Here is a 22,035-nt window from a genome sequence, read left to right as displayed (position 1 = left end):
ACTATGTTTTCCGATAAAAAATCAGCCTAATACTTTCCTCAAATTCTCAAAAAACACCTCCAAATCCTTATCCGAATTTCCCCAACCAAAGCTAAAACGTAAACTCCCAAATGCGTCGGATTCGCTCATGCCCATGGCGGAAAGTACGTGAGATGGAAAAGTAGTGGCAGAGTTACATGCCGAACCATTAGAAATGGCTACTTTGTGGAGCTTTCTCATCAAATCTTCACCATCGAAGCCTTTGAAACAGATGTTAGAAATATTAGAAACTCTTTGAGCATCAGAGCCATTTACAAAGGCTTTTGGATAAATTTTAAGAACTTCTTCCTCTAATCTATCTCTTAGTTTTTCACAATGGGTATTGAATTCACTTATTCCGTTATTAGCCAATTCTACCGATTTCCCCAATCCCACAATTCCAGGAATATTCAATGTGCCACTTCTCAGATTTCGTTGCTGGCCTCCGCCTACTATCTGGGGGTTTACTTTTTGTCCATCTTTAATCAGCAAAGCACCCATACCTTTTGGGCCATAAATTTTATGAGCCGAAAAACTCAGGAAATCAATACCGGAAAAATCTATCGCTATTTTTCCGACTGCTTGAGTAGCATCTAAGTGCAAAACAAAATCATACTTTTCTTTCAGTTTTATAATTTCCGAAATGGGCTGAATCAAGCCAGTTTCGTTGTTAACCCACATGATGGAAACCAAACTTTTGCCTTTTTGGAGTTCGGCTTCTAATTTCTCTAGAGAAATTTGCCCCTGACTATCAACCTCCAAAAGTATCGTCTTTATATTTTTAGTGGCTAAGTCAGTAACAACCTCAAGCGTAGCCTTGTGCTCCGCAACACAGCTTATGACTTGATAATCAGGATTTAAAACTACAAAACCCTTCAAAGCCAAATTAATAGACTCAGTGGCTCCACTCGTAAAAACTACCTCGCTTTTTTTACATTTAAAAGCCTTTGCGATTCTCTCTTTTGCTTCGTCCACAGCCTCTTCTGCCAACCACCCATAGGCATGGTGCCTACTGCCAGCATTTCCAAAGTTTTCTGTGAAATAAGGTATCATTTCATTCAGTACTTCCGGAGCCAAAGGCGTAGTGGCGGCGTAATCGAAATAAACAGGCAGTGCCATTAATATATTTTTTTAATACTCCGTGAAAGTAGATATATTTGAAAAATTTAAAAACTATTCCATGAAAAAACTGCTGCTCATTGTCTCATTTATACTATCTCAAAATTGCTTTTCGCAATCTACTACGATTTTTACAGATGACATTGATAGATTTTGGATGGCATATGACAGTGTTGTCAAACTAAATAACACACAACAACAAGTGGAGGTTTTACAAAAAATGTATATCGACAAAGGCTCGGTGGGTTTGAAAGCTTTTATGGAAGAAAGACCTTTTAAAACCGAGGATTTGGTCAAAATAATTAATGGTTTTCCTAAATTTTGGGCATCTATTCGACCAAGAACTGCCATTGTCAAAAGTAAGATTCCAGAAATGGAGCGTTCGATAGTTTATCTTAAAAAATTGTATCCCCAACTCAAAGAAGGTGCAATGTACTTCACTATTGGAGCACTTCAGTCAGGCGGAACGAGACAAGGAAACAAGGTACTCATTGGCTCCGAAATAGCTATGGGCGATAAAACTGTTGACGTTTCGGAATTTGGCAACAATTGGCTGAAGGATGTTTTCGCATTTTCTGATGATGACCGCTTGGTGGCTCTCAACGTGCATGAGTATATACATACCCAGCAAAAACTCAATGACCAAAAAATGAGCCTGCTTGGTAAGGCAATAGCCGAGGGCTCTTGTGATTTTATTGCAGAATTAGCCACCCAAAAACCCTATGTGGCGAATTATCTCGATTATTATTCACAACACGAAGTCGAGACTTGGGAACTTTTTAACACCCAAAAAGAAGGAAAAGCCAGCTCTCAGTGGCTGAGCACCGGGTCAAATCCCAATTTACCCTGCTCTGACTTAGGCTATGCGATTGGCTACACAATAAGCAAGTTTTATTATCAAAATTCTAAAGATAAGCCACTAGCCATAAAGAACATCATAGAAGGCAGATGGGATGATTTTAAATTTTGCACAACCTTTTTGAAGGATTCTGGATACTTCAAACACCTAAAAAAGAAAGGTTACCGCGAAAGCAGGTATTCAAATATTGAAGGATATTCGCTGGAAAATGACCGTCTGAAGTTCATCTTCAAGAGACAACCGAATATTGTGTCTTTTGGAAATAACGGCATGGAGGTTTTTAATCACGAAAATTTTGAAAAGATTAAAACTGTTAACGTTGCTGGTGACTTTAATGGCTGGAACAAAGATTCCGAAACCTACAAAATGAAGAGAATATCAGCGGATATTTTTGAGTTAGAACTCCCAATCTCCGAAGTTTTGAAAAAAGGAGAAAGAAAGTATTTTAAGTTTGTAATAAATGGCCAAAACTGGGTAGAACCACAATTTAAAACCACCAACAAAGGCTCAGCTGATGGCGGAAGCACAAACTTATTTGTTGAAATTTAGCCTATTTTGGCACCGATTGGGAGTAATAAACCACAATAAGATAGAAAAAGAGAATCAAAAAGCCCCAATCTTTTATGAAGCCAAAAAAGTCTTTGTTTTTTAAATTTTGCATTGCTTTTTTTATGCAAAATTCAGAATATTTTGTTTTCTAAATATTAACACAAAATCAAGTATTTGTTAAAAACTACACATTGATTTTAACCTTTCTTTGAGAAAATTGCCTCTCCTTGTGTTTCTTTACATACTTATTATTCAACCTTTTGGGCTTAAACATGACTATACTTTTATTCAAATAGACTTATTTTTAAATATTTACACACAGAAAAACGGACTTGTTCCTAAGCCGATTGTTAGAAAAGGGCCGTAATTCATAGAAATCAAATACATAAAAAAATAATAAGCTTAGAACTTAAAATATTTCAGAAATAACCATATTGTTGAGGGCTTAGCTAAACCAAAACTAAGTTATATCGGTTCTTATTGGTGTAGATCAGGTGAAAGATGAGCGTTAAATTTAAAAAGATTAAGAAATGGAGAAAGCAACATTGGCCGCTGGCTGTTTTTGGTGTGTAGAGGCTATATATCAACAATTAGAAGGTGTAGAAAAGGTAGAATCAGGCTATACAGGTGGCAAAAATGCAAACCCCACTTACAAAGAGGTTTGTACAGGAGAAACAGGTCATGCTGAGGTAATTCAGGTTACTTATGACCCAGCAAAAATTAGCTTCTTGCAGCTTTTAGAAATATTTTTCAAAGTACATGACCCCACCACGCTCAACCGCCAAGGTGCTGACGAAGGTACCCAATATCGATCTTCTGTTTTTTATCATAACGATGAGCAAAAACAAATAACCGAGGATGTCATAAAAGAATTAGATGCCGCAGGTGCCTATACCAACAAAATAGTAACGCAGCTTGAGCCTTTCACGGAGTTCTATGTGGCCGAAGACTACCACCAAAATTATTTCAACGACAACGGCGACAAAAACCCCTACTGCCAGATGGTAGTAAGACCAAAAGTGGAGAAATTCCAAAAGGTTTTTAAAGAGAAACTGAAGCAATAAAGTACTCAAAAAAATCTTAAAAAGGAGACTTACAATCAGAAGTCTCCTTTTTTGTTGATTATAAGTAACTTACCCCTGTTTTCTCTGAATAGTTTGTAACAAAACAAAAGCAGTTTAAAGAAAACGTAAAGCGATTTTTCAAATCGCTGAAAAAACAAAATACAAATAATGAATACTGCGATTTGAAAAATCGCACTACACAAAAAAAACGCCCCCATTGCTGGAGGCGAATTCTATCTTTTACACAATCAATCTATTACAAAAGCTCATAAATACCTGCCACGCCTTGGCCTCCACCTACACAGGCCGTTACCATGCCATATTTTTGGTTTCTTCTACGCATTTCGTTGAAAATCTGCACAGAAAGTCTCGCTCCAGTAGAACCCAATGCATGTCCTAGAGCAATGGCACCACCGTTTGGATTTAGCTTACTTGGGTCTATTTGAAGTTCTTTCACCACTGCCAATGCTTGCGAGGCAAAAGCCTCGTTGAGTTCTATTTGGTCAATGTCATCTAGTTTTAAACCTGCTTGAGCCAATGCCTTCGGAATAGCAAAGACCGGCCCGATGCCCATCAAACTAGGCTCACAACCAGCCACGGCATAAGAAGCCATTCTGGCAATAGGTGTCAAGTTCAATTCTTTCATCAATCGCTCCGACATTACCAGCACAAATCCCGCTCCGTCAGATGTTTGAGAGGAGTTTCCGGCTGTTACACTTCCTCCAGCCGCAAAAACCGGCTTAAGTCTTCCCAGTGCCTCCACGCTTGTGTCAGCTCTTGGGCCTTCATCTTTGGTTACCGTATATTCTCTGGTTTTCTTTTTGCCAGAAGCCGCATCAAAGTAGGTTTCTTTCACTACTATTGGCACAATTCCGCTATAAAAATATCCAGCAGCCTGAGCCGCAAGTGCCTTTTGGTGCGACTGATACGAAAACTGATCTTGCTCGTCTCTCGTGATTTTATATTTCTGAGCTACGTTTTCAGCTGTTAATCCCATACCTACATAATAGTCAGGATTTTCACTTGCTATGCCGTAATTCAAAGCCGTTTTATAGCCCGTTGTCGGTACCATCGACATAGATTCTGTACCACCTGCTATGATACAATCTGCCATACCAGCTGCGATTTTACCCACTGCCATGGCTATAGATTCTACGCCCGAACCGCAGTAACGGTTTATAGTCACACCCGGCACAGTTTTACCCAAAGCCAAAAGCGAAATATATCTGGCCATTTGCATACCTTGTTCGGCTTCTGGCACAGAGTTTCCTACAATGATATCGTCAACTCTCGTAGGATCTAAAGCAGGTACTTTGCTCAACAAATGCTTGATAACATCGGCAGCCAAGTCATCTGGTCTTGTAAATCTGAAAACACCCTTGGGAGCTTTTCCCACCGGCGATCTATATCCATCAATTATATATGCGTCCATTTTTACTAAATTTTTTAATCCATTTTTGTTTATCCTAATTTCGTCGCTTCGGCTTGTCCGGTGGCTGAGCGGAGCCGAAGCCAGCGGAGCCGAAGCTAGTTTCTTGGTGGTTTACCTCCACTCAATAGTCCTTGCATACGTTCCATGGTTTTGCGTTCTCCGCATAGCGAAAGGAAGGCTTCTCTTTCTAGCTCAAGCAAATATTTCTCACTCACCAATTGCGGATAGCTCAAATCTCCACCGCAAATTACATACGCCAGTTTCTCAGCAATAAACGCATCGTGGTCAGTGATATAGTTGGCCATTCTCATTGATTTTATACCAGCTTTGAAAAGAGCAATTCCGGTTTTTCCTTGCACTTTGATGTCAGTTCTTCTGATAGGTTGGGTATAACCATTTTCGGCAAGTTCAATTGCTGATTGTTTGGCTTCTGCTATCAGACGGCTTCTGTTCAACACTATCTGGTCGCGATTGGTTTTCAGATAATTCATTTCAAAAGCCTCTTGCACTGAAGTAGAAACTTTCGCCTGAGCAATGTTCATAAATGCAGCTTGAAGAATATTCAACTCAGCGTCGCCAGGTTGGTACAAATCAGACGCTCTCAATGCCATCTCTTTTGTTCCACCACCAGCTGGTATCAAACCAACGCCTAGTTCTACCAATCCCATATAGGTTTCGGCAGAAGCCACCACTTTATCAGCATGTAGGTTGATTTCGCAACCTCCACCTAAGGCCAAAGAGTGTGCAGCCGTAACTACCGGAATAGACGAATATCTGGCACGCATCATGGTTTCCTGAAACTGTGCAATCATGAGATCAATCTCGTCATACTCTTGCTCCACTGCAAACATAAACAACATAGCCAAATTTGCCCCTGCCGAAAATGCCTCTTGGCTATCGTTACCTATTACCAAGCCTCTAAAATCTTTTTCTGCTAAACCATAGGCTTTATTCAAAGCTTCGATTGGTTCAGCACCCAAAGTATTCATTTTTGATTGGAACTCGACACCCAAGATGCCATCGCCCAAATCAAATATTGAAGCTCCTGCGTTTTTCCAAACTACGTTGGTTTTGCGGATATTATCTAAAATTATAAACGACTCCGTACCAGGGATTACCCTATAAGACTTTGTTGGGATATCGTAATAAAGTTTTTTGCCGTTCTCTATTTTGTAGAAAGATTCACATCCAGCGGCCAACATATCATAAACCCACTGGGCAGGTTTTTGATTTTGTCCTTCCATCATTTCTACGAAAGCCTTCACGCCTACTGCATCAGCTGTGGCAAAAAGACCCAATTGCCAGCCAAATCCGGCACAAATGGCATCGTCGATTTTATATAACTCATCAGCAACCTCAGGAATTCTGAATGAGGCATATTTGAAAGCATCAGCAAAAGTTTTTCTGTAGAATTCACCAGCTTTGTCAGTTCCTTTCAGCAATACCGGAATTCTTCCAGCCACTGTATCGACACCTTTGGTGGTTTCTAGAGTAGCAAATTTCACCTTTTCAGATGGACGATATTCCATCGTTGCAAAATCCAACCCTAGTATTACCGTCTTCCCGTTTTCGTCTTTTGTCTTTTTGTAAAACCCTTGGCCTGTTTTATCACCTAACCATTTGTTTTCCATCAACTTGGCCATGATGGTTGGCAGTTTAAATGCCTCCACAGACTCATCATTCGTCAAAATAGCCGAAAGATTATTGCACACGTTTACAGTAGTATCAAGTCCAACCACGTCAGAAAGTCTGAAAGAACCTGACTTTGGTCTACCTACTATAGAACCAGTAAGTTTATCCACTTGCTCAATTGTTAGACCCAACTCTTCTGTGGCTCTGATGGTTTGCACCATGGCATAAATCCCCAGTCTGTTAGCAATGAACGCTGGAGTATCTTTACACAAAACCGTTTGTTTTCCAAGGAAAAGGTCACCGTAGTGCATCAAGAAATCTATGATGGCCTGATCTGTTTTTGGTCCTGGAATAATTTCCAAAAGTCTCAAATATCTCGGCGGATTAAAAAAGTGCGTTCCGCAGAAGTTCTGCTGGAAATCTTCGCTTCTTCCTTCGGCCATCAAATGAATAGGAATACCAGAAGTATTGGAAGTTACCAAAGTACCTGGCTTGCGGTGTTGTTCTACTTTGTCGTAAATCAACTTCTTAATTTCAAGCTTTTCCACTACTACTTCAATGATCCAATCTACTTCCTTGATTTTGACCATGTCATCGTCAAAATTTCCCAACTTTACTTTAGCAAGAGATTTTTGGCTGTAAATAGGTGAAGGACTGGCCTTAACAGCAGCTTGGAACAAATCACTAACAATTCTATTCCTCACTATTGGACTTGAAACATCCATTCCCTTGGCTTTTTCGGCATCGTTAGGTTCTTTTGGAACCATATCGAGCAACAAAACCTCGCAGCCAATGTTAGCAAAATGAAGAGCAATCCGGCTACCCATGATACCAGCACCCAAAACGGCTACTTTCTTTATCGATTTTTTCATATATCCTGAATTATTATTTAAAGGTCAAATAAAACAATACTATGTTTAGAAAACAAAAAATAGTATGCAAGCATAACAATTACAAATCTAATTCTTCCAAAATTATTATGCAAGCATACTATTAAAAAAATAATATTCTGCCAAACTTTGGAACGAAAAATACAATAAGAAGCTTATCTTTGCAGCGTGGTTGCATTTACTAAGATTTAAAGATGTTAAAAAGAATCAGAAAACATTCACATTTACTTCACAAAACTGGTATGACCTTGTCATTATTGTGCTTGGTTCATTGCCTTGCCATGCCATTTGTTATTACTCTTTTACCTCTAGTAGCTGAGGGATTCTTAAACCACACACTTGAAATTGTTTTGGTCATATCGAGTTTAATTATTGCCGTGCTACTTCTCACAAAAGATTACAAAATCCATCATAAATTAACTCCATTAATATTGTTACTTTCTGCAGCTATTTTACAATATATTGGTCTATTTGTGGTTAATGAAAAACATGAGTCTTTGTATGTGATTTGTGGGTCAATTTTGATGGCAATTTCCTATATAATTAACTGGAATATGCACCAAAAAACCTGCTCAAATCATTCTCACTGAAACACGTTATTTTGAGAGGTTTGTATCAAATATTAGACAATATTGTGGAGAAACGTTAGTTTTTTAATAAAAACGATGTCTTTAGAGATATTTGAAAAATAAATTATAAATTTGCACTTTGATTTTTTAATAGTATAACCCAAAAGCTTCGATGGCCGGATTTTTTAGTTTCCTTACTAGCGATATTGCTATAGATTTAGGTACCGCCAATACCTTGATTATATATAAAGACCAGATAGTGGTAGACGAGCCGTCGATCATCGCCTTGGACAAGGTGTCTGGCAAAGTGCTTGCCATTGGTCACAAGGCCATGCAGATGCACGAAAAAACCAACGAAAACATTAAAACCATCAGACCTCTTAAAGACGGAGTGATAGCAGACTTTACCGCTGCCGAGCTTATGATCAGAGGTTTGATAAAAATGATAAATACAGGCCGAAATTTGTTCTTCTCTCCATCACACCGCATGGTGATTTGTATTCCTTCAGGCATAACCGAAGTGGAAAAAAGAGCAGTTAAGGACTCCGCTGAACACGCTGGAGCCAAAGAAGTTTACATGGTGCACGAGCCTATAGCAGCAGCAATTGGTATCGGTATAGATATTGAGCAACCAAACGGCTCAATGATTGTTGACATCGGTGGTGGTACTACTGAGATTGCAGTAATTGCACTTTCGGGTATCGTTTGTGAGTCTTCGGTACGTATTGCAGGTGACTTATTTACCAGAGACATTGTGGACTACATGCGTAGAGAGCACAATCTACTAATTGGTGAACGTTCGGCTGAATTTATCAAAATCCAAGTTGGTTCTGCATTGCCAGACCTTGAGAATCCGCCAGCTGATATAGAAATCAGAGGTCGTGACTTGATGACCGGAATTCCGAAAGAAATTAAAGTAACTTATAGTGAGATAGCTTACGCTTTGGACAAATCAATTTCGAAAATTGAGGAAGCCATTATGAGAGCCTTAGAAATGTCTCCACCTGAGCTTTCAGCCGATATTTACGAAAACGGAATTTACTTGACAGGTGGTGGTGCACTATTGCACGGACTAGACAAGAGATTGGAAGTGAAAACTAAGTTGCCGATTCACGTAGCCGATGATCCATTAAAGGCTGTTGTGAGAGGTACAGGCGAAATACTGAAAAATCTTGATAAATATCAGGCGGTTTTGGTTCAATAATTTTCTTTTCAAAAAAATATTTTATTAGGGTATCCATTCATAAACAATTTGGATACCTTTTTTTTAAATATAACGATTCATGTCTCAACTATTCGGTATATTATATAGAATTAGGCATTTTTTCATGTTTCTGTTTTTACAGATAGCATGCTTCTACTTGATTTCGAAAAACAGTGTTTATTGGGACGTAACTTTCTTTAATACCACCAACACTGCGGTGGCCAAATCGCTAAAGATTTCTCAAAATGTTAGGAAGTTTATGAATTTGGGAAAAGTAAACGATCAACTGGCGGCAGAAAACAAAAAACTAAGAGAGGAGCTTTCAAAATCTCACGAGCTTGTGGCCTTGAAGGAGATTGGATACAAACCCGACTCAATGATGGCAGGTAGGTTTAATTTTTTGGTGGCCAAAGTAATCAGTAGTACCGAAAACCTCACCGACAATTATATCACATTAGACAAAGGCACCAAAGATGGCATAAAACCAGGTATGGGAGTAATTTGCCCTCAAGGTATTGTGGGACAAGTGATGTCTTGCAACGAAAATTTCTCACGAGTGTCTTCTATTCTTCATTCCAACTTCCAGGTTTCGTCTGAAATTCTTGGCAAAAAATTAAGAAAAGAGGAAGTAACTGCCCTGGGTATAGGTAAATGGGGTGGCACCAACCCTAGAATTATGGAGCTAACCACCGTAGACAGGTTTAAACCCGTGAGTAAAGGAGATAGCGTAGTTACCTCTATGCAGAACTCTATATTTCCACCGAAAATCATGATTGGTAGAATTAGCAAAATTTCGGCGTCGCCAAGCGAAGCATTTTTTGATATAAATGTAAGGCTATCTACTGATTTCTCAAGTTTGGTGTATGTATATGTGGTAAACAACAAACTAATTGATAAACAAAGTCAAGTAGAAGCAAAACCAGTTAATTAAGTGAATAGTCAATCGTTATTTAAAATTATAGGCACTATAGCATTGTACTTGTTTTTACAGGTATTCATAGTACGCAACTTGGTGTTTTTTGAGGTAGCTTTTTGTTTTGTTTATATCTCGATTATACTATTTTTACCAAGTAGTACGCCTGTTTCTGCAGTTCTTTTAATCGCTTTTCTAGCTGGCTTGAGCGTTGATTTATTCTACAATACAGCTGGCTTACACGCCTCCGCTAGTTTGCTTTTGGCTTTTTTAAGAAGTTATATTATCAAAGTCTTATTTCCCACCAAAGGCCTAGAGACCGAGCTTGTCATTTCGCTTGAAGGCATGGGAATGGAAAGATTCATCAGATACATTATAATCCTTACCTTTATACATCACCTCTATTTGTTTTTCCTTGAAGCGGGTTCACTCAAATATTTCTTAAATACATCGCTCAAGGTAGTTGCAAGTGTTATGTTTACTTCTGTGGTAACATTTCTACTTCATGTCTATTTCAAAAGTCTTCAAAATTCTTAATAAATGCAGTTTTTACGGTTTGGTTTGTGCTTGATGGTGGTGGGCTTGTTGGCAAGCTGTAATAAAAACGAAAAAAAGCAGGAAGAACAGAAACCGCAAGAGAAAGTTCTAACTGAGCAGGAAATTAAAAAAATCAATAAAGAAATCAATGCTGACTATAAGACGCAACTGATATCTGAGATTATAAACAAAAAAGTTAGAGGTGGCTTTAATGGAAGTGTATTGATAGCTCAAAAAGGAGTGGTTTTATATGAAAACTCTTTTGGCTTCTCCAAAGATACTATTCCAAACACCAAGGATTCCAAATTTCAACTTGCTTCTCTATCAAAGACTTTCACGGCGGTGGCTGTCATGAAAATGGTACAAGATGGCCAAATAGGACTCGACAATACGGTAAAGGACTATTTCCCGAAATTTCCGTATGAGGGCGTAAGTATTAGGAGTTTGCTCTCTCATAGGTCTGGACTACCCTACTATCAGTATGAGTTTGACCTAAAGGTAAGAACAGAAAAAATTTATCCGACTAACCAACAAATGATGGATTGGTTTGCTACAGCAGTTCCTACTCCAAAACCACTGAATCAGCCGGACCATTTTTTCTCCTACAACAATACCAACTATGCTGTTTTGGCAGCTATTGTAGAAAAAGTTTCTGGGAAATCATTTGAAGATTATTTGAAAGAAAAAATTCTTCAACCAGCAGGGATGAATAACACTTTTACGGGGGTTTCGAAAAACCCAATGCTCAACATAAACAAAACCATAGGATACCAAAACGGCAGAAAACTTGAGAAAGATTTCTATGACGACATCATGGGCGACAAGGGCATATACTCCACTACTGGCGACCTGCTAAAATGGTACAATGTCTTGAAGTCTGAGAGTATTTTGAGCAAAGAAAACCTGAGAGAAATGTACACCCCAAGGAGTTTTGAACACCCCGGATTGAGAAACTACGGCTATGGCTTTAGGCTGTGGGTCAACGAGTTGCAACAGACTGACTACATTTATCATACAGGCTGGTGGAAAGGCTATAATACTATCATGTTTTTTGATTTAAGAGAAGATTTTGTAGTAATTTTGTTAAGCAATAAGTACAACAGAGACGTGTATAATGTTAAAGAAATTGTGAATATTTTACATGGAAGAGAAAAACAAAGTACTTTAGAAGAAAATATTTTGGATCAATAAATATTAACCAAACCAATGAAAAAGTATGTCATTTTACTCGCAGTAGTATTTTTCTCTGCCTGTAAATCAAAAACGGCCCAAGAGTACAGCAAGATTACTGACAATCCTGAGTTTATACACGATGCTTACGAAAAACTTACCGACGTAATCATCCATGACATTTTTTCGCCCCCGGTTTCTTCCAGAATTTATGCTTACGCCACCATAGCAGGTTACGAAGCACTTATACCAGGTAGATCAGACTACCAAACTACCGCAGGACAGATAAATGGTTTGACGGAATTCCCAAAACCAGAAGCCGGAAAAGAATATTGCCATTCATTAGCAAGCGTAAAAGCCATTATGACGATCGCACGAACCTTGACTTTTACAGTTAACAAATACGATGATTTCGAAAAAGAGACCTATCAGAAATTTAAAGATGCGGGTGTTCCATCGGATGTTTATGATAGATCAATGGCCTTTGGCGAAGCTGTCGCAAAACACGTATTGGCTTACTCTAAAAAAGACAATTACCTGCAAACTAGAGGATTAAGATATTCGGTAAAATCTACAGGGGACAAATGGGTGCCCACGCCTCCTCAATATGCCGATGCCATGGAACCTTACTGGCCTACCATCAGAACTTTGGTGATTGATTCAGCAGGGCAATTTCAGCCAGCTCCGGTTATTCCATTCTCAAAAGACCCAAACAGTGCGTTTAGGAAAGAATTGAAGGCTGTTTACGAAACTGTAAACAATCTTACTCAAGAGCAAAAAGATATTGCGTGGTTTTGGGACGATAACGCTTTTGTGATGAACGTGCAGGGCCACGTAATGTTTGCCAACAAAAAAATGACTCCTGGTGGGCACTGGATGGCCATAACTAGAACGGCATGTCAACAAACCAAGAAAAACATTTATGAGGCCCAAGATGCTTATCTTAGAGTGGCGATTTCATTATTTGATGGCTTCATAGCATGTTGGCACGAAAAATACAGAACTGAAAAAGTTAGACCTGAAACAGTTATAAACGCTGATATAGATCCGAAATGGATGCCTTTCTTACAAACGCCTCCTTTTCCAGAGTACACCTCGGGACATAGTACAATATCTGCTGCATCTGCGGAAGCCCTAACAGCTTGTTTTGGCGATAATGTGGCCTTTACAGATTCTACGGAATTTAAATATGACCATGGCGTGAGAAAATTCGCCTCATTTAGAGAAGCAGCCCTAGAGTCGTCAATAAGCAGGGTGTATGGCGGAATTCACTACAAGTCAGGCTGCGACGAAGGCAACAAAGCCGGTACAAAACTGGGTCAGTACATAGCTGCCAAACTAAAAACCAAGAAATAACCAACCAAGTAAAAAGCCCTACAATCGGGCTTTTATTTTTTAAAAAATAATCAAGAATGATTTATATTGTTTTAAGACAGTTTATTCGATTTGTTTTAAGGTTTTTCATAAAAAAAATTGAGATAAACGGGATGGAGAATTTGCCGAAAGAAGGAGCTGTCCTGCTGGCTGGATTTCATCCGAACTCCTTCCTTGATGCCATCATTATCGACTGCAAAGTAAATAGGCCAATATGGTCACTGGCACGTGGAGATGCTTTCAAAAAGCCTTTGGTTCGCAAAATCCTTTCCAAATTCTATATGATGCCCATTTATAGAATCACAGAAGGAAAAGAATATTTGGGTAAAAACGACGAAACATTTGAGCGTTGTTCGGAGATTTTTAAAAACAAAAGTCAAGTCCTCATTTTTAGCGAAGGACTATGCACCAATCAAACCGAGTTACTACCCTTAAAAAAAGGCACAAGCCGACTCGCCATGCAAACATGGATGTCTGGGACTGAAATGGTGATAGTCCCGGTGGCTATTAACTATTCGGAATTTGCTGGAGTTGGAAAAAACATAAGTCTTAATTTTGGCCCGGCCATAAAACAAACGGATTTCGAGGAATTAGCAATGGATGGAAAAGCCATTAGAACTTTTAACGAAAAACTGACAGAAGCACTTAAGAAGTTGGTAAGAAGAGACTTTAAAAAACCCACATTGGGAAGTTCTTGGTTTTACTACTTGACCTATGTCTTACACTTTCCAGTGCATTTGCTACTTCATACATTTGTGAAATCAAAAACCAGGGGAACAGTTTTCTATGACTCCATTTATTTGGGATTGTTAATAGTGGCATTGCCTTTGTATTGGCTGTTGTGTTATTTCATATTTCAAATCTTCATCTAGAACCTACTTGAGCGACTCTTCGAAAAAAGGCCTTTTGTATATGCTTGGAGCAGCTTTTTGTTTCTCGTTGTCAGGAGCATGCACTAAGGTGTTAGGCAAACGAATCAGCTCTGTAGAACTGGTGTTTTTTCGAAATATTATTGGGGTCCTTTTTGTACTTTTCACTATTTATAAGCGTCCTTTGGTGCAGGAGGGTGGCAAGTTATGCCTTTTGATTTTTAGAGGAGTTATAGGAACATTGGCACTGTATACTTTCTTTTTTAGCATAACAAAAATTGGCCTTGCCGAAGCCATCACTTACCAGCAATCCTATCCTATTATTCTGGCTTTGTTGGGTGGGTATTTTCTAAATGAAAAACTAGATTTTAAAAACTGGTTGGCGGTGATTGTCGGCTTTGCAGGTATATGTTGTATCTTTTTACCACAGTTTAAGATTGACATCACCTCTATCAAATACCACACTTTTGGCCTTGCAAATGCCATCATGACCGCCCTGGCTTATATGAGCATTAAACAGCTAAGTGGCTATTATGACTCCCGCTCGATTGTCTTATCCTTTATGTTTTCGGGCATAGTATTGCCCATTATTTCGATGGTTTTGGGGCAATACATTTATATAGATTCATTGGCCTTTTTGTTTGGCAGTTTCAACTGGCCAATGGGCTTGGAATGGTTATGGATTATAAGCCTTGCATTGTCTGCTTTGGTGGGTCAAATACTCTTGACGAAAGCATTTACTTATGGCAATACCGGTGAGGTTTCGGCCATAGGTTATAGCAATATTGTATTTTCTATAATTTTTGGCGTTATACTTGGCGATGCCTTTCCAAATACCCTCAGCCTTTTGGGTATTTTACTTATCATAGCTTGTGGTGTTTATATTTCTTTCAGAAAAAACGAGGTCAAAAAGGCCAACTAAAGTTTCGGCAGTTCTCGATCCATCCAAACAAGCCTTTGCTTTAGCCAATTTTTAATCAATTCAATTTCTTGGTCGTGACTTCCTTTGGTATCGCTGGGTTCTATTCGTTTGTTGAGGATTCTCCAACGGTCAAAATTCCGCTCTACAGCCTTTGTGTTTTTGAGATAACTGACTTGAAATTCAATTTCTTGCATCAAGGATTTTTCCGAAAACTTGTTTTGTCTCAGAGCTTTCCAGCGTGCGTTTAGTTTTTCTACGAATAGTTTATCTTGCAATAGCCTTGACCACCAAAAGGGCACTACCCACATGTCATCACCGCAATATTTGTTGTACTCAAAAATCCAATAATTCTGATTCTTTTCGTTCATTCTATGACAAAAACCTTTGCTTCCTGAGGACAAATCAAAATCCCAAATGGGACCCATTTTGAGTTTTTCTCCCCTTTCTTTTTGCAAATAAGTGCTGATGCGGTAACCGTCGAAGTTTTGAAAAAGCTCCGTCAACAAGAAATAATCTATAAAACTATCTTCATCGATGTATTTTCGAAAACCCAACTCTGGATTTGAAAAACTTGTGGAAGCCATTGCCTTCTCAAAATCCAGGATGTAACTCTTGATGTATTCTTTCTGGGCCTCGGAAATATTGGTGGCTTTGGGATAGTCATACAGGAAATGAATTTTAGAATCTGCAGAAAGCTTGCCGGCCTGGTCGAAAGTGGAGGAAAAAGAGTTTATTTCATTATAATCTCCTTGATGAGAGAACCCGGCACCGACCGTCTTATCAATTTTCAGAATATAACCTCCCGAAATAGAATCAGCCGCTGTGATTTTGGGTGAAAGCTTCGAAACATTAACTCTTTCCTTTCCCCGTTTGATTTTCTCCATTAACACATAAAGACCCTTGAAATCTCCGTTAACCTCTAACTCAACAAACTGCGTTTTTGGAGCATATCTACCTATGCTGTTCGAAACTTGATATGCCAATACATTCCTTATCAGCGACTTATCTGCATAAGGTCCATGTAGAATCCAATCCTCCTCGGGTGGCATATTTAGTACACTCTTAGAAAGTCCATTGTTTGATTCGTCCCAAAGTTCTATGCCATACGACTTTTTATCATAGAACATTTGAGACACTGCACCACGATATTCAATGCCAATTTTGGAAGAAAACAGCAGACTGTCTTTCATAAAAATCTGCAGCTGGGCTTCTGTTTTGGGCTCGTCTTTTATTTTTTTGCTGGATGAAATCTTAATAATAGGAATGGGTTCTCCAAAGACCTGAAGTGACTGGTGTATAGATTCTTCAGAACTACTGCCACACGAGAAAAGAACTATAATTACCAGTAGGACTTTGTACATTATTCAGAATAAAATTTGGTTAGAATCTCAAATAAAACGTTTATTTGTGTTATCTATATTCTTAGATGCCAATAATTCGATAGCGGGTTGCAAAGAGTTTTATTTTTTAATCACTTTGAACTAATTACTTTCACGAAGTCCATAACTCCAAATATTAGTTACCTCTCGCAATGGAGGGTACAATTAGATGTTCTCTATCCTTTTCTATTTGTTTAAAAAATTAACGCCAGCAAAATAGCCGGAGCCTATATTTTCTCTAAAATCTCTCGTGTTAGTTCTCCTTTCGTATCGCCAGTATTGAGGGTAGAAGCAGGTTCAAAGAGCATAATTTCTACCTCATTTTCGGCCACAGGTCTGTGCTCTACTCCTCTAGGAATTATAATAAATTCATTGGGATGAATCACCACCGTTTTGTCCCGAAACTCCATTTTGAGTATACCACTAATAACCAAAAACATTTCGTCCTCTATATCGTGCTTGTGCCACACAAACTCGCCCAATAGTTTCACCAATTTCACGTGTTGGCCATTGAGTTCTCCCACAATCTTTGGATTCCAATGGTCATGGAAAAGCGAAAGTTTTTCTGTAATATTTACTTTTTCAGGAGTCATAAATTCGCTATTTATTTGATTTTTGAACATCAATTTCCTTTAACTTCAAAAGCAAGGTCCGTTGCCTTTTTGGGTTAAAGTTATCATCGCTGATTACATATAAAATCCTATGACCGTCTTCGTCTTTTCCCCAGCACATGCCCTCCATATTATCGGGTCTTAGGGCGTGGCCTTGCCCGAGAAGTTCGTTTTTTATGCTAAACTCAAACACTTGTTCTTTAGAAATAATACTTCCGGTGGATGGAATACTTGCTACGAATAATCGCATGGTTATAAAACTACCATCAAAGCACCGCTCCATTACCAAAAGTTTGTTATTGTCAAAAGGTAATATTTCTGTTATTCCATTTCCAACATTTCCATTGAGAACTTGCTCCGATTTTGTGCAACTTCTGGCATCGAACGGATATTGGAAAACCTCCTTTTTCTTGTAATCGTAGCTGTTCGTTGTTGTGTCATACGGACATTGAATCAATGAAACCGACGAACTCAAACTCGACTCAAAAGCAAACCAAAGATTTTTATTTTCATCAAAACACAAGCTCTCGATTCCACGATTTTCGGTGGTTAGAGCATCGTTTTTCATCGAAAAAGTAGCAAGGTTGGTGAGAATATTGTTTTCATTGATAAAACCCACGCCTGTAGAATCCTCTCTTTCGAAGGCATAAAACATTTTTTGAGATAGATTATCAAAACGAATTGATTCGGCATTATCTACTCCAAAAAATTTAAAAGCAGCTGATATTTTGCCGACAGAGTCCATCTTAAAAAGATAAGAATTTTGATTGGTATCAGACTTGAAAGCTCTGTCTGATACCAAAAATAGGGCATTACTGTAAAATTCTATACCTGAAATTCCTCCAAATTTAATTTCTGCAGGTAGTGATGAAAACACATCAGTCGGTGAATTAAACGAGGAATCGACCTTTACGAATTCAAAGTTTTTTTGTGTTTGGGCATTTGCCCAAAACGAAGAAAACAACAATAAAATTAAAAATTTATTCATATTTAATATTACTTCACCAACACAATAGACGGATCAAAGGCATATCTACCGAATTCTTTACCATAAACCGCCAAGCCACCACCACTGTCTACATTCAACTTTACGCTCAGCTTGCCAGTTTTATCTAATGTTTTTATTTGGGCTTTTGTCAAAGGTATTTTTACCATATAACCGTAACTTCCAGCCTCGGACAACTTCCTGTTTTGTAATTGATTATGCCAGCTCAATATGCCTCGGTGGTCGGCAGGATCATCTTCAAGCGTAACTGTTTTTACCAAAGCACCATCCACAAAAACCTTCAGATTTGAAGGAAATTTCTTCTCGTCTGTCATCGGATATGAATTCTGATTTTGGCTTGGTTCGGCCTTGGCTCCTAGCATGTAGTCAGTGTTTTTAATTTCTGACCCTGCACGGTCTTTGAAGAACAATTCTTTCGCACCCAATTCCATCAACAAATAGCCAGATTTAGCACCCGAAGATTTTCCTTCAAACGTGTAAGTAAAGCTACCGTTACCAGCACCATTTACTTTTTTACCACCCATAACCTCCCATTTTTTCAAAGACCATTTGGCATCTGAATATGCATTTGCAGCCTTTTCAATGATCGAAACGCCTGCTGGAAGTTTTCCGTCTGTCACGACAAACGACACAAAGTTTTTGTGATAAACTGTACCGCCTTTGCTGTCTTTGAGAGTAAATGTGAGCGTGTAAACCCCATTGGTTTCGGGCATTTTGATTTTTAGAGGATCAAAAGCTTTCTGCATCCAAGGTTCAAAAGGTAAATTGAGTTTGCCTTCACCCACTTTTACCGTATTTCCGATTTGATTAACCCCTTCAAGTGTATATTCTACCAAAAATACTTTATCCACCATATTAATATCTTCCATTACAGATACAAAAATAGGTACTGACACCTCTTCGTTTGCTTTTACCGTATGCGTAATGTCTTGACCATTAGATAAATATACCAATGAATGAAAATCTTTGTCTGTCATGCCTTTTGCCAAATCACCCACCCCAGTATATTTCATGGTTCTGTCAAAACGCCAGTATCCATTCCATTCGTTTATCACATCGTGGTGTTCGGTATATAGCCAGCCTGACATTTTTGGGTGAACTCTGAAGGTGTTCATCATACGGTGGTAGTCGTAGCTCCAATCCACATCGCCTGTACTGCCATCATAGCCCCACACATTGCCGCACTCCGAGTTTATCATAGGTTGGTTGCCTTGGGTAAAGCCTTTTTCGAAATGAAAACTGCTACCCGGATAGGTGCCTTTGTCTATTTTTTGCATGTGGGCTTCCCACTCGTAGCCAGGTAAATATTCATGCCATGAGTTGATATCGGTCTCTGTATGGCCAGCACCGCAACAGATAGAATTGTCTTCGGCTAAGCGTGTTTGGTCCAGCGATTTGGCCAAATAATACATCGAGGCCACCCAGTTTTGGGTTTTTGGCAAATATTGACTTTCCACTTTTCCGGTAGTTTCGTTTTTCACTTTGGTTCTTAGTCCCCAAGTTTCGTTGAAAACAATCCAAGAAAATATTGCTGGGTGATTGTAGTCACGCCTGATCATTTGTCGAAGTGTAAACTCCGATTCTTTTTGGGCTTGTGCATCAGGCTCCCCCCAGAAATTGGGTAAGTCGGCCATTACCAAAAGACCCAGTTTGTCAGCCCAATAGAGCTTGCGAGGCACGTCCACTTTAATGTGTGTACGTAGGCCGTTGAGGCCTATGTTTTTACAAAGTTGAATCTCGTTTTTCATAAATTCATCCGTCGGGAAAGTGTAGAAACCCTCAGGATGGTACGATTGGTCGAGCGTAAGTTGCAGATAAATAGGTTTGTTATTCAAAGCCACATAAGGAATATCGGTGCCGGGAAGATTGGCCACGGATATTTTTCGCATAGCAAAGTAGGTTTTCACCACATCATCACCCCAAGTAACTTCTGTTTCGTACAAATAAGGATTTTCCAAAGTCCAAAGTTTAGCGTTGGGAACATCAAATGTAAACTCAAACATATTTTGACCTTTCGGAACGGAAAACGTTAATGCTTCCGAACGGTCTTTTACTTTGATTTTCAATACGTTGTCCTTAGAATCTCCGCCAATTATTTCACCTGATACTTTTATTTTATTTTGATCAATATCAGGTGTAAAATGTACATAATCTAGAAAACTATTTCCACGAGCTTCGAGATAGATGGTCTGCCAAATACCTCTGGCATTACCATAACCTTGTTTGCCATAAAGCGTAAATTCACGACGTTTGTCATCTACTTTTATGACCAATTTTTGGGCCGAACCATATTTTACAAAAGGCGTAATATCGAAAGAAAACGGGGTGTAACCACCTTGGTGTTTACCTAAAAGATTGCCATCCAACCAAACCGTTGTTTCCCAGTCAGAAGCTCCGATGGTAATGAAAGATCTTTTGTTTTTGAATGACTCTGGAACGGTAATGTTTTTCTGATACCAAGCAATATCCGCCTCATCTTTTACCCCTGAAAGTGGTGCTCCCCAAGGAAAAGGGACATTGATGGTTTTAGAAAACTTAGCAGTTCCTTTGGACCAATTTTGGTCATCGCCTTTGCTCAAGCTATCAAATTCGAACTCCCATTTGCCATTGAGATTGACCCAGTCAGTTCGCTCAAAGTCAGGTCTAGGATGTTCAGGAAGTGGAATGGTTTGGGCCTTAAGGCCAAAAGAAAAAAGTACAAGGAAAGAAGAAATAAAAGTGATTTTCATGTTTTATGGTTGAATATAGGGGTGAAGTTAGACTTAAAAAATGAAAACATAAAGTTTGGGTAAGTAGAAAATTCCAATCCAGCGATTATTTAATGCATTTTGTCGATTTAAAAGTTGATACCCCAAATAATATATTTAAATTGATTTCTTAAACCAAAAACACTATGGATCAGAGAATTATCAACCTTTTTGACGAATACACCCACAAACCCCTCAAAAGAGAGGATTTCTTGGCTAAACTAACCAAACTTGCTGGTGGAACCGCCGCCGCAATGGCCATTTTGCCGATGCTGGAAGGCAACTACGCTATGGCGAATCAAGTAGCAGAGCAAGACGAAGACTTGGTAGCAGAAGATATCAGTTATGCCTCAAAAAACTGTACCATGAAAGGGTATCTGGTCATGCCCAAAAACGCCAAAGGTAAACTTGGAGCGGTGTTAGTGGTACATGAAAACAGAGGGTTAACCCCTCATATAAAGGATGTTACGAGGCGTGTGGCCAAAGCTGGATTTATTGCTTTAGGCATAGATGCACTTTCGCCATTTGGAGGTACTCCTGCCAACGAAGACGAAGGCAGAGCCATGTTTCCAAAGCTAGACCCTGCTCAAAATATAGAAAATATAAAAAGTGGTTTGGATTACTTGAGAGGCTTGAAAAATAGCAATAAAAAGACAGGTTGCGTAGGTTTTTGTTGGGGTGGTGCTATCGCCAACGCCATGGCTGTAAGCGATCCATTGCTCAATGCGGCAGTTCCTTACTATGGCCGACAAGCTGCTGCGGTGGATGTTCCTAAAATCAAAGCCAAACTTATGCTCCAGTATGCAGGCATGGACGAACGCGTAAACGAAGGAATTCCGGCCTATGAAGCTGCTCTAAAAGAAAACAAAATTGATTACAAACTCTATATTTACGAAGGAGCTCAACATGCTTTCAACAACGATTCGTCGCCTGCTCGCTACAATGCCGAAGTGGCCAAACTGGCTTGGGACAGAACCATTGCGTTTTTTAAAGAGGAATTGAAATAAGATTTTTTGATTGATAAAAGTTTAAGGTTGGAGGATTATATAATAGTCTTCAATCACATTTTGATGATCGAAGATTTTGTTCATAACTAATTCAAAAAAGCATAATGCAATGTCGCCCCACTGGGGCTTTAAATATCATGTTTCTTTGTTTTCTACCAAAATGT

Annotated in this window: 18 protein-coding genes; 11 read left to right on the top strand and 7 right to left on the bottom strand. The window is 39.0% G+C overall.

Going from position 1 to position 22,035, the window contains the following annotated elements:
• Positions 1-21: 21 nt before the first annotated feature.
• Complete coding sequence (locus EGI31_RS04270; protein ID WP_255035921.1) at positions 22-1,137, bottom strand: cysteine desulfurase family protein; 1,116 nt, start codon at positions 1,135-1,137, stop codon at positions 22-24.
• 61 nt (positions 1,138-1,198) lie between these two features.
• Between EGI31_RS04270 and EGI31_RS04265 the strand changes: the two genes are divergently transcribed.
• Complete coding sequence (locus EGI31_RS04265; protein WP_255035920.1) at positions 1,199-2,545, top strand: DUF2268 domain-containing putative Zn-dependent protease; 1,347 nt, start codon at positions 1,199-1,201, stop codon at positions 2,543-2,545.
• A 530-nt stretch (positions 2,546-3,075) separates the two neighbouring features.
• Positions 3,076-3,609, top strand: a complete 534-nt coding sequence (msrA, locus tag EGI31_RS04260; protein ID WP_255035919.1) for a peptide-methionine (S)-S-oxide reductase MsrA — start codon at positions 3,076-3,078, stop codon at positions 3,607-3,609.
• Positions 3,610-3,865: 256 nt separating this feature from the next.
• Here the strand turns inward: msrA and EGI31_RS04255 are convergent, their stop codons facing one another.
• Both EGI31_RS04255 and EGI31_RS04250 read right to left on the bottom strand, forming a co-directional pair.
• Complete coding sequence (locus EGI31_RS04255) at positions 3,866-5,041, bottom strand: acetyl-CoA C-acyltransferase (protein ID WP_255035918.1); 1,176 nt, start codon at positions 5,039-5,041, stop codon at positions 3,866-3,868.
• Between the two features lie 95 nt (positions 5,042-5,136).
• Positions 5,137-7,545, bottom strand: coding sequence for a 3-hydroxyacyl-CoA dehydrogenase/enoyl-CoA hydratase family protein (locus EGI31_RS04250; RefSeq protein ID WP_255035917.1), 2,409 nt, complete (start codon positions 7,543-7,545; stop codon positions 5,137-5,139).
• Positions 7,546-7,757: 212 nt separating this feature from the next.
• On the opposite strand from EGI31_RS04250, the gene EGI31_RS04245 reads away from it, so the two are divergent.
• The 8 genes from EGI31_RS04245 (at position 7,758) to EGI31_RS04210 (ending at position 15,121) form a co-directional block, all read left to right on the top strand.
• Positions 7,758-8,153: a MerC domain-containing protein gene (locus EGI31_RS04245; protein WP_255035916.1), complete on the top strand. Its 396-nt coding sequence runs from the start codon at positions 7,758-7,760 to the stop codon at positions 8,151-8,153.
• A 151-nt stretch (positions 8,154-8,304) separates the two neighbouring features.
• The gene (locus EGI31_RS04240; protein ID WP_255035915.1) at positions 8,305-9,336 is read left to right on the top strand and encodes a rod shape-determining protein; all 1,032 of its coding nucleotides are present in this window, start codon (positions 8,305-8,307) and stop codon (positions 9,334-9,336) included.
• Positions 9,337-9,415: 79 nt separating this feature from the next.
• Positions 9,416-10,267, top strand: coding sequence for a rod shape-determining protein MreC (mreC, locus tag EGI31_RS04235; RefSeq protein WP_255035914.1), 852 nt, complete (start codon positions 9,416-9,418; stop codon positions 10,265-10,267).
• Positions 10,268-10,786 carry a hypothetical protein gene (locus tag EGI31_RS04230; protein ID WP_255035913.1) on the top strand — a complete coding sequence of 173 codons (519 nt, stop codon included), beginning with the start codon at positions 10,268-10,270 and terminating at the stop codon, positions 10,784-10,786.
• A 3-nt stretch (positions 10,787-10,789) separates the two neighbouring features.
• Entirely contained in the window at positions 10,790-11,977 is a 1,188-nt protein-coding gene (locus tag EGI31_RS04225) for a serine hydrolase domain-containing protein (RefSeq protein ID WP_255035912.1), read from the top strand.
• A gap of 15 nt (positions 11,978-11,992) precedes the next feature.
• Positions 11,993-13,312 (top strand): vanadium-dependent haloperoxidase, encoded by a 1,320-nt coding sequence (locus tag EGI31_RS04220; RefSeq protein ID WP_255035911.1) that lies wholly within the window; start codon positions 11,993-11,995, stop codon positions 13,310-13,312.
• Between the two features lie 56 nt (positions 13,313-13,368).
• The gene (locus EGI31_RS04215; RefSeq protein WP_255035910.1) at positions 13,369-14,202 is read left to right on the top strand and encodes a 1-acyl-sn-glycerol-3-phosphate acyltransferase; all 834 of its coding nucleotides are present in this window, start codon (positions 13,369-13,371) and stop codon (positions 14,200-14,202) included.
• Positions 14,203-14,209: 7 nt separating this feature from the next.
• Positions 14,210-15,121, top strand: a complete 912-nt coding sequence (locus EGI31_RS04210; protein ID WP_255035909.1) for a DMT family transporter — start codon at positions 14,210-14,212, stop codon at positions 15,119-15,121.
• Here EGI31_RS04210 and EGI31_RS04205 read toward each other — a convergent pair.
• The 4 genes from EGI31_RS04205 to EGI31_RS04190 form a co-directional block, all read right to left on the bottom strand.
• Positions 15,118-16,482, bottom strand: coding sequence for a CotH kinase family protein (locus EGI31_RS04205; protein WP_255035908.1), 1,365 nt, complete (start codon positions 16,480-16,482; stop codon positions 15,118-15,120). The two genes, EGI31_RS04210 and EGI31_RS04205, sit on opposite strands and share 4 nt — an antisense overlap.
• A gap of 245 nt (positions 16,483-16,727) precedes the next feature.
• On the bottom strand, positions 16,728-17,093 hold the full coding sequence (locus tag EGI31_RS04200; RefSeq protein WP_255035907.1) for a cupin domain-containing protein: 366 nt from the start codon (positions 17,091-17,093) through the stop codon (positions 16,728-16,730).
• A gap of 7 nt (positions 17,094-17,100) precedes the next feature.
• Entirely contained in the window at positions 17,101-18,099 is a 999-nt protein-coding gene (locus EGI31_RS04195) for an esterase-like activity of phytase family protein (RefSeq protein ID WP_255035906.1), read from the bottom strand.
• An 8-nt stretch (positions 18,100-18,107) separates the two neighbouring features.
• Complete coding sequence (locus EGI31_RS04190) at positions 18,108-20,846, bottom strand: glycoside hydrolase family 2 protein (protein WP_255035905.1); 2,739 nt, start codon at positions 20,844-20,846, stop codon at positions 18,108-18,110.
• 164 nt (positions 20,847-21,010) lie between these two features.
• Between EGI31_RS04190 and EGI31_RS04185 the strand changes: the two genes are divergently transcribed.
• Complete coding sequence (locus tag EGI31_RS04185) at positions 21,011-21,871, top strand: dienelactone hydrolase family protein (RefSeq protein WP_255035904.1); 861 nt, start codon at positions 21,011-21,013, stop codon at positions 21,869-21,871.
• The last annotated feature ends 164 nt before the right edge of the window (positions 21,872-22,035 follow it).

It is taken from the genome of Lacihabitans soyangensis (assembly GCF_024343775.1).
Taxonomy (GTDB): domain Bacteria; phylum Bacteroidota; class Bacteroidia; order Cytophagales; family Spirosomataceae; genus Leadbetterella; species Leadbetterella soyangensis.
Note: the sequence above shows the minus strand (reverse complement) of the source record. Positions and strands in the feature narration are given on the sequence as shown.